The sequence below is a fragment of the Litoribacter ruber genome, from assembly GCF_018500185.1.
In the GTDB taxonomy this organism is placed as follows: Bacteria; Bacteroidota; Bacteroidia; order Cytophagales; family Cyclobacteriaceae; genus Litoribacter; species Litoribacter ruber.
Map to the genome: position 1 here is coordinate 1 of NZ_JAHBGI010000026.1, position 13487 is coordinate 13487.

A 13487-nucleotide genomic window follows, 5' to 3' on the forward strand; every position below is an offset into this window, starting at 1 on the left:
TACATCAGAAATAACCCGATGAATTGGGAGGGGGATGAGTTATTTGGGTTGTAAGCGGAGTAATGTAAGGACTCAACAAGGAAAAAGAGGCCACTAAGGACACAAAACTGCCTAGATAGCAGTCAGGGTTTTAAAGGGATAGCAGTCAGGGTTTTAAAGGGATATCACTAAGTTTTTTAAGGGAGCAACGAGAAAATGAGGGAAATGGACAAGAAGCAACCTTGACGGCTTTCCTCGCGGAAGGATGGCAGTCAGGGTACCTTTATTAGCTTAACGCTACTGTTGCTGCTTGTTTGCCAAACCAAACCAAAAAAGTATCCTATAATAGGGGAAATCCCATAACCCATCAGCATCACGGGAAAATGTCCAAAAATAGTGGCAATCAATAAAATGGAATAGTAGATGGCCAGGGTAACAGACAGGTCATTTCTTTTGAAGAGAAACGGAAGTAATAACAAAAGTAAGGAACCGATTGATAAAACATAGAAACCCATTGAAATTTCTTTTGCTAAAGCAAGGATGTTTTCCACATATCTGACCGGTTCTAGGTTATCCAAGTTATACCAGGCGTAACCTATCATGATCAGGCTGAACAACAAGAATGATAGGTTGATGAGTTTGAATTTCCTGAACAGTAGAAAATAACCGGAGATGGAAAAAGCCGAAACCAGAGAAGCATCTGGTTGGAATAAAAAGATCAAGGTAATTAGCATGCTCAATGCAACGGCAAGTGTACGATTGCTAATCCTTGAAAGCTGTATCAATATCAAAGGAGAAACTATTAACCCTATGTTTATTTGAAAAGAATTGAGATTAATCCAGCGATGCACATTCATAATCCCATTGTCCAAAAAAGTGCATAAAAGCAAAAGTATTGTAACAGCTATAACCATTACGGGATGAATATTGGTTGTTAAGTTTGGCTTCTTATGAAAATACACTGCCATAATGGTCCCAAGGCAAACAAAAACAAGGTTTAACAACCACAGATGGACAGGCACCTCAAAATACCTCATCACCAAAACCCCTAGAATTGTTGCTAGAAGTGGCACAAGAAAGTCAATGGATGATATTAAACCAGATTTTTGCATTTTATAATATCTTGATGGCGAACACGAACCCCGCCTATTGGGTAAGAGCTGTCATGCAGTCGACTATCTCCTTTTTATACTTGTGTCGCAATTTTGATTATGTCAGTTTTTATTGTTTGAATATTTCAAGATAACTCCACCTGTATCAAGTTGCTGTGTTGAGATTAAAGATAAGTTCTTGGAAATAATGCCATTCCTAAAAAGTGGCCTTCCACTACCCAAAATAACAGGTGCAATACCTATACGGTATTCATCAAACAGGTTGTCGTTTATCAATGTCTCTGATAGGTTTGCACTGCCGAAAACATATAGGTCTTTTCCACCTTGCTCTTTTAGTTTCCGGATTTCACCTGAAGCGTTATCACTAATAATTGTCGTGTTGATCCATTCGGCCGATTTTAAGGTCTTGGAAAAAACAAGTTTGGGTATGCTATTCATAAGTCGGGCAATTTCCGGTTCGGAAGTTTCGGCTTCTGCTTTTGTCCAATATGCAGCCATACCTTCATATGTCACCCTGCCAAAAACGAGGTAATCCGCAGATTGAAGTTGTTCAAGGCTTAATTTTTCAAGTTCTTTTCCCCAAATAACATTATGAAACGATAAATCCCACTTTTGATCACCTTCAAAATATCCATCAAGGGTCATTACGTTCCACATTATAAGTTTTCTCATTCTTTTCATATCTGATTTTAGGAAAAATTAGAAAGGGTTTATTGGTTGTGTCTCGTTACATTTTATCCATTACAGGCACATCCTTTTGGTTTGTAGCAATTATATTCACGGGATATGCATGAATCTCCACAGGCTTTTCCTTTCTTGCAGATCTTGCAGCAATTTACGCTGTAAATTGGAGTGATATTTTCATTTGATAAAGGATTGGCGCTAAAGCCAGAAAACATAATAAAACCCACCATGGCGGTAGTATACAGGTATTTTCTCATAAAATATTAATCAACTTTTACTTTTGAATACGTTTATTAGTTTGCTTTTCACTTATCCCAACCTTTCAAAAATGAGGAATTGTTGAATACGAAAAGAAATCATCTTAAAAATAGTGTTTTTTCCTAATATTTTTAAGGTGGAAAAATAAAGCTAAACATATTAAAGGGACAGAACCAATGGCTCTATATTTATACTGAAAATTTGTCGAAAATTAATTCTTAAAAACCCTTTCCTTAGGCCATTGAAGGTTATCCCTTGATGGATAATACTTCTATTCATTAGGCAATTGGATCCGTTGTCCTCCTTGCAGGGGCGAAAAATTTTTCGCCCCTGCAAGGAGGACATTCAGCACATACACCTCTACCTTGACTCTTTTGAAGGGAACCATAGGCTCATTGAGGATATATTCCTTCAGTTTCTCACCAAAAACCACAATAATAGTGGGCTCATTTTTATTTTCGGTTTTTGCCTTCATGTTTTAGCTTTTAAGGTTTACACTTCTACCTCTTACATATTAGCGTAGTGTTTGGACTCAGTAAAACGCTGATAAATCTTTTATCATTTCAATACATCCCTGATGTCATCCGACTTTCTGAAAATAGATGCCGCAAATGGGCACAGGGGAACAATCTTAATATTTTTCTCTCTGGCCATTTCTACGATTTTATAAAGCATTTGCTTGCCTACACCTTTACCGTTAAATTCAGGATCAACATCTGTGTGATCTATGATAATTAGGTTTTTGCCAGCAATAGAATAGGTCATCATCCCTACACGTTTATTATTTTCACGTGACATAGCAAAGCCTTTTGTTCCATCATCTTTTAATAGTATTTCCATTTTAGTGTCTTTATACTGATTGATTTTTAAGTGGGATAACTTTTGTACCGATCAATTCAATGGATTTTAATAAGTGGAATAAATAACAAAAGATTAGGAAAGTGCATTGGGAGGAGGACTACCCGCTGGCCTGCTTTTATCTTCAGGCAAAGGAACATATTCTTTACTGTCCATGGGGGGTAAAACGATACGCCCTTGTTTCCAATCCTCTTTGGCCTGTTCAATCCTGTCTTTTCTACTGGAAACAAAGTTCCACCATATATATCTCTCACCTAGATGTTCACCACCCAGCATCATCAAGGTGGTCTGTTCTTTGGCTACAATCTTGGGATCAACACCTTTGGTGAAAACCAGTAACTGTCCGGCAGAGTAAATAAAGCCATTTACTTCGGCGCTACCCTTGACAATGTAGGCTCCGCGTTCGCTATGCCCAATAGGCAAGCCGAAATGAATACCCTTCTCCAATACGACATGTAAATAGAACATGGGGGAATGTGTTTTGACATTGCTTTTCAAGCCATAGGCATCTCCGGCAATCAATCGCATCCAAACACCTGTATCCGTAAATACCGGCAATTGTTCAGGTTTATAGTTATTAAAGGACGGATCATTTTCTTCATCCTTTTCGGGAAGCGCTACCCAAGTCTGTATCATTTCCAGTTCTCCTCCCGCCAGCATAGCAGGATCTTCAAACCGTTCGCTATGTGTAATGCCTTTTCCGGCAGTCATCCAGTTTACTTCTCCGGGAGTTATCACCTGCTCTATTCCTAGACTATCCCGGTGAGTCACATTTCCGCTGAACAAGTAACTTACGGTCGATAAACCAATATGGGGATGAGGCAAAACATCTAAGCTACTGATAGATCCCTGCGGCATATTTAATGGGCCACCATGGTCCATAAAAATAAATGGTCCAACCATCCTCCGAAGCTGATATGGAAGAATACGTTTAACTGCAAAGCCTTGGGCTATTTTAGCCTCTCTGGCTTCTATAACAATATCTAGCATAATCAATAATTAAACAATAAACTCTTTAAAACATCTCTGGTAACCAAATATACAAGTTCTATTTCAGTTCACAGTAGTGTTTATTTTTTCTGAGCGGTCTTTTTTTAGCGTCAAACTCAGTACCTACCCTATTGTTGAAAGCAGGTCGAAGGCAGAAACATTGTGCCTTTAAAAACTTCAAAACATAATTAAACGGTTGCAGGCAAAGCAAGCGGATACTAAGACTTATAATTTCTTAGTGGCCATAGTGCCCCTTTTCCTTACCATGCGGGGAATCTACTTTTTACCATCGGCCCATACGGGGGCGCAAAACCAAACGCTCATCCTATGCGTCGCTTGCGATTTCTAAACTTAACGTTGCGGGCTTTGCGTTTTCCCTTTGCGCTCGTGGCGTGAAACCAAGCCTCAACCTTGTCGTCGCTTTGCGGTTTCTAAACTCCTAAACCAGGCCGCAGGCCGAATAAACTTCTAAACATCCTTAATCCATTAATCAGTCCTGTTGGGAATATAGCCCAGCTATTCCAAACAGGACATTAAACCCTTAAACCAAAAAACGTTGCGCTCTTTGCGTTTTCCCTTTGCGCGCGTGGCGTGAAACCAAAGCCTCATCCTACGCGTCGCTTGCGATTGCTAAACTCCTAAACCAGGCCGCAGGCCGAATAACCTTCTAAACTACGCAGTTTAGAAGGTTATTTCCCGATAGCCGCTTCGCGGATCGGGAGGTTTAGGAGGTTAGCAATCGCAAGCGCCGCGTATGTTGCGGCTTTGGTTTCACGCCCCGCGCGCAAAGGGAACACGCAAAGAGCGCAACGTATTTTGGTTTAAGGGTTGAATGTCCTGTTTGGAATAGCTGGGCTATAGGCCCAACAGGACTGATCAATGGATTATGGTAGTTTAGAAGGTTATTTCCCGATAGCCGCTTCGCGGATCGGGAGGTTTAGGAGTTTAGGGAATGAAAAGGTTGAAGGATTGGATGGATTAATGGATTAACGTAAGGTACTTACTCTCCTTAATCTCTTAATCAGTCCAGAAGGGAATCTAGCGCAGCTATTCCCTTCTGGGCGTTAAACCATTAAACCAACCCGTGAAAAGGTTGATAGGTTGAATAGATTATAGGATTAACGTAAGATACCTCCGCTCAATAATCCATTAATCCGTCCTGTTGGGAATATAGCGCAGCTATTCCCATCTGGGCGTTAAACCATTAAACCAACCGGTGAAAAGGTTGATAGGTTGAATAGATTATAGGATTAACGTAAGATACCTCCGCTCAATAATCCATTAATCCGTCCTGTTGGGAATATAGCGCAGCTATTCCCATCTGGGCGTTAAACCATTAAACCAACCCGTGAAAAGGTTGATAGGTTGAATAGATTAAAGGATTAACGTAAGATACCTCCGCTCAATAATCCATTAATCCGTCCTGTTGGGAATAGCTGCGCTATATTCCCAGTAGGACTGATTAATGGATTATTGAGCGGAGGTATCTTACGTTAATCCTTTAATCTATTCAACCTATCAACCTTTTCACGGGTTGGTGGAATGGTTGAACGCCCAGAAGGGAATAGCTGCGCTATATTCCCAACAGGACAGTAAACCCTTAAACCAAAAAACGTTGCGCTCTTTGCGTTTTCCCTTTGCGGCCTCCGCGTGAAACCAAGCCTCAACCTTGTCGTCGCAAACTTTTCACAGGCACAATAGTCTTTAATGAAAGCAAGTAACAATGGACAATATAAAAGCAGTATTATTTGACCTCGACGGGACGCTGATAGATTCGGAATGGTTTTATTATAAGGCCTATAGGAGTACCTTGAGGCTTTATGGGCGTGAACTCAAAAGTGAGGATTGGCTGAAGGAGTTTGCCGGGAAAACGGACGGGCAAACTTTTGGGCTTTTGCAGGATAAGTATGGTGTAAGGGATGAAAAGGAGGTTTTCTTCGACAAGGTGCGGGAGTTTATAAAGATCCAACATGAGGAGGAAGCCGTGCCTTTGATGCCAGGGGCCACCGACCTGATTCATTACCTTCGGGACCAGCGGGTGGTGATGGCCGTGGTGACATCCAGCAAACGGGAAGTGGCCAATTACCACCTGGACAAAAACGGTGTCAGGCATTTCTTTTCGGCCCTGATCTCACGTACAGAGGTGCAGAACCCCAAGCCGCACCCCGAACCATACCAAATGTGCATGGAAAAACTCAATATGGCTCCCCAACACTGCCTGGCCCTGGAGGACTCCCCCACCGGTTCCGCCTCTGCCAGATCCGCGGGCCTGACAACTTTCGGAATCAATACCCATGAATCCATACGCAAATCTCTTGACGCGGACAGGGTTTTTGACAACCTGCATGAAGTGAGGGAGTTTTTGGAAAACTGGTAAATGAGATGGGTTAAGGTTATTTCCCGATAATCGCTTCGCGGATCTATGAATAGGTTGAAGGGTTTAACGGATTAAGGGATTAACGTAGGATACTTCCGCTCCCTAATCCATTAATCAGTCCAGAAGGGAATCTAGCGCAGCTATTCCCTTCTGGACGTTAAACCTTTAAACCAACGCGTGAAAAGGTTGATAGGTTGAATGGATTAAGGGATTAACGTAGGATACTTCCGCTCCCTAATCCATTAATCAGTCCAGAAGGGAATCTAGCGCAGCTATTCCCTTCTGGACGTTAAACCTTTAAACCAACGCGTGAAAAGGTTGATAGGTTGAATGGATTAAGGGATTAACGTAAGATACCTCCGCTCCTTAATCCCTTAATCTGACCCGGAAGGAATGTAGCGCAGCTATTCCCTACGGGGATTAAACCATTAAACTATCGCTCCAATATTTATCCTTATATTTGCCACCTAAATCCCCCTAAACCCCACCTTTGATGACACTCCCAAGTAACATAGCTCAGCTTCCCTCCTCTGGGGACAATAGGAACTTGATGCTGGAGATCAAGGCGCTGGAAGGTGAGTTGAACCGGATTCAGAAAGAGGTTCAGGGGCTGACAGGAATGATTCAGTCCAGGCTGGAGAAGGAAATCAGGAGGGTGAATGAATTGAAGGCTCTTTATAAGGAGCAGAAGAAAGCCAAAAAGGCCAAGCGCCTGGAGCAAAAAATGAGGGGCAAGAACTATCAGTCGCCCACTGGCGTGGTGATGCAGCATCACAGCCAATTCTCACCTGCCGAATCAAAAAAACCAGACATCGAGCTCAGGAAATTATACAAGGAAGCCATCGAGCAGTTTCATCCTGACAAGATGGGAACTTCAGGGGATAAGGATGCCCTCGAGCGCGCCACTGCTATTACCCAGGAACTCAACCGGATCTACCAAAATGGTGATGTGGATGAACTGCTGGACTTTTATCATGCCATCCTACAGGATCAGCCGGTTTCGGCTGCAGGCAACAGCCCTAAACTTCCTAAAGAGGATTGGGAATTTCTGTTACGAAGGAAAGGGTCTTTGCAGGAGAGGCTGGCTGAGGTAAAGCAAAGTTATCTGTACCTGGTGTTGATTAGCTACGAGGACCCGCTTCAATTTGTAAAGGAATTGAAGGAGCAGTTTCTGGAAAGGATCAAGGTACTGGAGAAAGAACGAGGAAGGGTTGAGGGATGTTGGATGTCCGATGTCGGGTGGAAATGTACGCGCCCAGCAGACGATTGGGCTTATAAATGGATTGAGGGTTTTAATGGATCGCTCCTTAATCCATTAATCAGTCCCGCTGGGCATCCTATGCAATTATGCCAGCGGGACATTAAACCATTAAACCACTAATTCGTCGCTTGACGTTTCCTCCTAGCGAACTTTGCAAGCAACTCTTGACGCCCATTGCGTGAAACTTCCCCTAGCAGGGCATTATTTTTGAAAGGTATTGCTAATTCACACACCACTTCACATTTGAGATGAATCAGAAAAGAATTTTTGGGCCCTTGCTTACACTTTTGGGCATTGGGGGGCTAATTTATGGCGCTATTTTGTTTTTGGATGAACAGCAGGGAGACTGGAAGACCACCTTGGTGTTTTTCGTCCTCGGACTGATCTTCTTCAGCTCCGGCCTGGGGCTGATAAAAAGGACGGATGACAAGTCTTAGAAAGTACGAAGGGAAATTGGTCACAAAGGACACCAAGTTCAAAAGAAGTACACAAAGGCTTCTTCGCAACAAATATTATAAATACGAAAGATAAAAACCTAGAGGATTATAGGTCAACCACGTACTTTTAATAATATAAGATGCTTGCCCGCTACGCCACGGCGCACAGGCGTGGCGGGAANATTGGGAATATAGCGCAGCTATTCCCAACAGGGCATTAAACCCTTAAACCAGAAAACGTTGCGCTCTTTGCGCTTTCCCTTTGCGCTCGTGGCGTGAAACCAAAGCCTCATCCTTGTCGTCGCTTGCGGTTTCTAAACTTCTAAACCAGGCCGCAGGCTGAATAAACTTCTAAACCATCAAACACAACTACCTCTTACCTACTTTCTCCAATATCAATTTGTAAAGATCTTTTACAGTATTTTCATCCTGACTAAATTCATGGGCTAGCTTGGCAAAATCCGGCCTTCGGTTTTCATTTACCAAAAAGATCAATTTATCAAGCAATAGGTTCAAACTCTCTTTATCCATATCATCCAGAGATTCATCATCCGATACGGAAGCATCAAAAGGGTGGAGCAAAATTTCTTTTTTTAGAATATCCTTCATGGCGATCTTCATGGAAGGATGCAGTCTTATATCCGCATATTCGGGAATGTTTGCCCCTAACTTCGCTACCGCCTCTACCATCTTATCATACCCCGCATCTGTCATTGCCGAAAGCACCATTTCATCTTCCTTCCAGTCTAAAAATAAAGTAGCAAAATGCGGGAATTCCCCGTACCTTTTCAACGTACAGATTTGAAAATCCTCGAAAGTCTTGACCTCAAAATCCTTATTAAGCCCACTTTTCTTTATCCCCTGAGTATTGCCAAATGTGACAATTTCAATCAGCTCATCTTTGCCGTGTACAGTAACCGGAATATTGGTAAAGGGCAATAATGCTGAAAATTTAAGAGGTACTTTCTGTACAAATTCTTGTAGCTCCTCATCCGTGGTGATGGCCGGGTTAAGCTCTGATGCATAAAAAAAGATGTCGTTGGGATCAAAACCTCTGAAGGCCCCTATTGGGCCATAAGTCTGATAGCATTGTCCATTGTCGGAAACCATACAGTAAAACATCAAAGCGTCACCATAATCCTGAGCCACTCCAGGACTATACATCAACAATTCTTCCCCAGTGAAGACATCCTGCATGTTAAAGAAATTAGGTGCGGGATTATCTTTTGCCAAAAGAAAAGCAAATCTATAAGGTTTCTGAGCGGCTTTCTGAAGATAGGAATAATCATGTGGCGCCCTATTTTTGACTGAAGAATGGTTTAGGTATTTATGGATCAGACCATTTTCCTTCAGGATTTTAAAAGTAATAAATTGGGCTTTCAATTCCCTAAATGTAGCAGGGGCCAGCTCCCGAAGAACATGCTTAAAGGGTTTGGCTTGCTGGTCAAACTGTTTGTCCAGTCTATCCTTACCTGCCCCATAATACATAATCCACTCCAAAATCTCCTCACCCTTACGACTATGGTCTACACAAAATTTTTCCAGTTGGTTAAAATCCATTGGTAGTTAGTTTTTTTTGTAAAAGTAAAGAATTTTTGACGGGAAGCCTTAGGTATGACGAAAATGGTGGGACAATGGGACAATACGGAAAATCGGAATCCTGAGCCTAGGTGGGGAGAATCAATTTACTCAACTGACCTCACATCGGAAAAATGGTATGTTTTAAAAGTCTTAAATTACGCCTACTCCCGAGGTTGAGCAACGAGAATAGGCATGGGTTAATAATAATACTTACTTATTAAACTTGATAAACATTCCCATTTTCTTCAACAATATACTCCTCAAAAGACCCATAGTATGAAATAGAATCCTTCGAAAATTTATTCATAATAGTATAATTAAATGCACCAACAATAGTCGCTCCTACACCAAAAGGTATTAATTTTCCTACAGCTATACCTCCTCTCTTAGTCCCATATTTTGTTAGAATAGTCGTTCCCACTCGTTGATTAATTTTCATAAAAATCTTCGCTGGAACATGCCTATTAAATTGAGCTACCGCTATTTTAGTACCAACCCTCACAGTTGCTGTTTTGGCCCCTTTTACAACTCCGCACCAAATTCCAAGTATTTTTACAAATTCTTGATTAAAATCTTGTTCTATATCTTTATCATATATGAGTGCAGTTCCATAACAAGTTGAAGCCATCCACCTAAACATAAGAGCTAAATCAGCCGAGATAGTCCCAGCCTCAATTGCAATTTGGGCAGCTGTACCAAAACCAGGAATAACACTAGGGAGTGCTGATGCAACACCAACAGATGTATATTTTCTTTTAATTTTTTTACCATAAATTTTTGCTAATTCATTTTGATTTTTACTTGGGTTGGCAATTTTCAACTCATTAATTTCTGCTCTAATACTTTCAAAAGAAGGTGCAACAGAATTTACCACTTTCATTAAATCCATAATCTTTAAATTAAATATATATAAAACACTAGTTTAAAACATCTTTTACCTGAGGCGATAAATTCACTTCTGATTTATTAGAAAAATCCAAACCTTTATCTGAATTTTTAACTACTTTTGATATTTTATCAGCGACCTTTGCTGCAAGTTTCATTATCGTTCTAATGATAAAAGAAACCCAAAACACCAAACTTGAAAAAACTAATAATAAAATTGAAGTTGCACCTCCTTCTGGACTGAAAAAATTAAACAAATTGTAAAAAGCAATGACAGCTGAAATAATTGCAACATATTTATACTTCTTACTTATTTCTAAAATTCTTTTTGAGTTATGATCAAAATATGCACTTATAGATTCTAACATCTGAATGTAGTTTAGTATGAATTATTTAATTTTGAATAGTTTAATCTCATAATCCGCCCTCTCCAATACCTCCCCCACCAGCTTCACATCCACCCCATGCCTTTCCACATTCCCCGGCACGGCCATCCAGTCTTCCATCCGGCGCTTGCCTTTGGAGATGTTGATGGTCCGGAGGGTGACGGCGACGTTTTCTGGGCAGTTGACTAGTTTGGCGATCTGCTCATTGGTGTAGCGGTCGCGGTATTGCATGAAGAGTTCCTCGGAAGAGCGGATGTGTTCATAGTCGTAGGGGTCGCCGCCTCTTAGCATCTTGCCGGTGTAGCAGTCGGTGTACAAAGCCACTCCCCCGCCCCGCTGTACGGCTTCGGCATGCATGCGGGCTTTGACACGGGAAAATTCCTTGTCGATTTCTGTTCGCATGTAAGGGCGGTTGGGATCAGGTTTGGTGAGGGTTGACATTTTGTTTATGGTTTATGGGTTAAAGTTTAAGGGGATGGCGGGTTAGATTGCTTCTCCCGACATTTATTCTCTGGAAACACAGGTGGTCGGGATCGCAATGACGGTTAATTGCTCCTCCATTTTAATAATGGAATTATCCCACCTTCACCACCTCCAGGTGGGCGGTGCTCACGGCGTTGGCTTTTCTCAGGTCCACGCCGTAGATACGCTGGAAGGCGTTGACCACTTCCTGGCCCCTGTTGTAGTGCAGGGGATAGTGGGCAGCGGAGGCCATCACCACGTCCACCTGCATGCCTTTTTCCAGGCGCACGCCGTTGTTGAATACAGGGAGCTTGACGGTTATTTTGTAGAGTGCCATGTTGGGGTATGGTTTATAGTTTATGGTTTAGAGGACTGAAACCAAAAATTTATTTACGTTAAAGACCGTAAGAGTAAAAGTTCATTCTTCTGCACCTGGTATTTGATCAAATATAATTTCACCCCTTATATTTTAGTAGTCCAATGAACAAACACGGGATTCGGGTGTACAAAGGGGGTGTTTGGGGGAACGAAAGGGGAGGTTGGATATGAAGTTTAAAAGTTTAATCCCGATCACCGCTTCGCGGATCGAGAGGTTTAGGAGTTTAGGTTCCACGCCATCCCCAGAACTTTGCGCCCTGTGCGTGAAACTGCCGCGATGAAGCCGTCACTTCGCGGTTTCTAAACTCCTAAACCAGGCCGCAGACCGCATACCCTACTAAACTACGCAGTTTAGAAGGTTATTTCCCGATCATCGCTGCGCGGATCGGGAGGTTTAGGAGTTTAGGTTCCACGCCATCCCCAGAACTTTGCGCCCTTTGCGTTATCCTTTGCGCCCTTTGCGTGAAACTGCCGCGATGAAGCCGTCGCTTCGCGGTTTCTAAACTCCTAAACCAGGCCGCAGACCGAATAACCTACTAAACTACGCAGTTTAGAAGGTTATTTCCCGATCATCGCTGCGCGGATCGGGAGGTTTAGGAGTTTAGTTGATGAAGGCCTGCCGGACAGGGCTCTTCAACACGTTACCTGGATCTCAAAGCTTCCTCCCCCACTCCACCAGTTGAAGCTTGTCCAGCGCCCAGCGCACCACCCGCAACCGCCGTCAGCTTTCTTCGTCGCCTCGCGCCTAAACGCCTAAACCGTCTCGCGGGAGGCACAGCCGACAGCGGACATAAACTCCTAAACTGCGGCGTTTAGTAGGTTATTCGGCCTGCGGCCTGGTTTAGGAGTTTAGTTGATGAAGGCCTGCCGGACAGGGCTCTTCAACACGTTACCTGGATCTCAAAGCTTCCTCCCCCACTCAACCAGTTGAAGCTTGCCCAGCGCCCAGCGCACCACCCCCAAACACCTTCAGCTTTCTTCGTCGCCTCGCGCCTAAACGCCTAAACCGTCTCGCTGGAGGCACAGCCGACAGCGGACATACACTCCTAAACAGCGGCGTTATTCCATATGGTAAGAAGGTTATTAGCCGATCATCGCTGCGCGGATCGGGAGGTTTAGGAGATTAGTTGATGAAGGCCTGCCGGACAGGGCTCTTCAACACGTTACCTGGATCTCAAAGCTTCCTCCCCCACCCAACCAGTTGAAGCTTGCCCAGCGCACCACCCGCAACCGCCTTCAGCTTTCTTCGTCGCCTCGCGCCTAAACACCTAAACCGTCTCGCTGGAGGCACAGCCGACAGCGGACATAAACTCCTAAACAGCGGCGTTATTACATATGGTAAGAAGGTTATTAGCCGATCATCGCTGCGCAAATCTATGAATAGGTTGAAGGGTTGAAGGGATTAAGGGATTAACGTAAGTAATCTCCGTTTTTGCCCCCTTGCCCCCTAAAGGGGGAATTAATTCACGTTTCCTTGATGGGATCCCGCCCGTAGGGGTGAAAAATTTTTCACCCCTACGGGCGGGATCCGACCCTGTGCCTTTTGCATCGCCTAAAAAAACCATCGGTTCCATCATCCGTGGATTCNGGGATTAACGTAAGTAATCTCCGTTTTTGCCCCCTTGCCCCCTAAAGGGGGAATTAATTCACGTTTCCTTGATGGGATCCCGCCCGTAGGGGTGAAAAATTTTTCACCCCTACGGGCGGGATCCGACCCTGTGCCTTTTGCATCGCCTAAAAAAACCATCGGTTCCATCATCCGTGGATTCAAAATCGGCGTGACCAAATGGTTTAGGAACGAAACCGACATTTACAACCCCTGGCAAAGAAATTACCATG

13 protein-coding genes are annotated in these 13487 nt (G+C 43.2%); 3 read left to right on the top strand and 10 right to left on the bottom strand.

All coding sequences use genetic code 11. From position 1 onward, the window contains the following. Window positions 1–251: 251 nt before the first annotated feature. The 5 genes from KIH41_RS17580 to KIH41_RS17600 all read right to left on the bottom strand — a co-directional run bounded on the left by KIH41_RS17580 (window position 252) and on the right by KIH41_RS17600 (window position 3881). Window positions 252–770 (bottom strand): hypothetical protein, encoded by a 519-nt coding sequence (locus KIH41_RS17580; protein ID WP_214163275.1) that lies wholly within the window; start codon window positions 768–770, stop codon window positions 252–254. Window positions 771–1193: 423 nt separating this feature from the next. Beyond that, window positions 1194–1763: a dihydrofolate reductase family protein gene (locus KIH41_RS17585; protein ID WP_214163276.1), complete on the bottom strand. Its 570-nt coding sequence runs from the start codon at window positions 1761–1763 to the stop codon at window positions 1194–1196. Between the two features lie 541 nt (window positions 1764–2304). Then, complete coding sequence (locus KIH41_RS17590) at window positions 2305–2508, bottom strand: hypothetical protein (RefSeq protein WP_214163277.1); 204 nt, start codon at window positions 2506–2508, stop codon at window positions 2305–2307. Window positions 2509–2591: 83 nt separating this feature from the next. Then, window positions 2592–2897 (bottom strand): GNAT family N-acetyltransferase, encoded by a 306-nt coding sequence (locus KIH41_RS17595; RefSeq protein ID WP_317194972.1) that lies wholly within the window; start codon window positions 2895–2897, stop codon window positions 2592–2594. Window positions 2898–2966: 69 nt separating this feature from the next. Then, a complete protein-coding gene (locus KIH41_RS17600) occupies window positions 2967–3881 on the bottom strand; it encodes a pirin family protein (RefSeq protein ID WP_213946726.1) in 915 nt (304 codons plus the stop codon). A 1723-nt stretch (window positions 3882–5604) separates the two neighbouring features. Here KIH41_RS17600 and KIH41_RS17605 point away from each other — a divergent pair. The 3 genes from KIH41_RS17605 (at window position 5605) to KIH41_RS17615 (ending at window position 7956) form a co-directional block, all read left to right on the top strand. Then, window positions 5605–6258 (top strand): HAD family hydrolase, encoded by a 654-nt coding sequence (locus KIH41_RS17605; RefSeq protein WP_214163279.1) that lies wholly within the window; start codon window positions 5605–5607, stop codon window positions 6256–6258. A 493-nt stretch (window positions 6259–6751) separates the two neighbouring features. Then, window positions 6752–7639, top strand: a complete 888-nt coding sequence (locus KIH41_RS17610) for a hypothetical protein (RefSeq protein WP_214163280.1) — start codon at window positions 6752–6754, stop codon at window positions 7637–7639. A 128-nt stretch (window positions 7640–7767) separates the two neighbouring features. Continuing rightward, on the top strand, window positions 7768–7956 hold the full coding sequence (locus tag KIH41_RS17615) for a hypothetical protein (RefSeq protein ID WP_213946734.1): 189 nt from the start codon (window positions 7768–7770) through the stop codon (window positions 7954–7956). 369 nt (window positions 7957–8325) lie between these two features. On the opposite strand, the gene KIH41_RS17620 is transcribed toward KIH41_RS17615, so the two are convergent. From KIH41_RS17620 to KIH41_RS17640, 5 genes are all read right to left on the bottom strand, one after another. Further along, window positions 8326–9516 (bottom strand): hypothetical protein, encoded by a 1191-nt coding sequence (locus KIH41_RS17620; protein WP_214163281.1) that lies wholly within the window; start codon window positions 9514–9516, stop codon window positions 8326–8328. A gap of 238 nt (window positions 9517–9754) precedes the next feature. Then, a complete protein-coding gene (locus KIH41_RS17625) occupies window positions 9755–10426 on the bottom strand; it encodes a hypothetical protein (protein WP_214163282.1) in 672 nt (223 codons plus the stop codon). A gap of 28 nt (window positions 10427–10454) precedes the next feature. Further along, complete coding sequence (locus KIH41_RS17630) at window positions 10455–10790, bottom strand: hypothetical protein (RefSeq protein ID WP_214163283.1); 336 nt, start codon at window positions 10788–10790, stop codon at window positions 10455–10457. Between the two features lie 21 nt (window positions 10791–10811). Then, the gene (locus KIH41_RS17635; RefSeq protein WP_214163284.1) at window positions 10812–11249 is read right to left on the bottom strand and encodes a hypothetical protein; all 438 of its coding nucleotides are present in this window, start codon (window positions 11247–11249) and stop codon (window positions 10812–10814) included. A gap of 133 nt (window positions 11250–11382) precedes the next feature. Next, a complete protein-coding gene (locus tag KIH41_RS17640; RefSeq protein WP_213946731.1) occupies window positions 11383–11607 on the bottom strand; it encodes a DUF6140 family protein in 225 nt (74 codons plus the stop codon). Between the last annotated feature and the right edge of the window lie 1880 nt (window positions 11608–13487).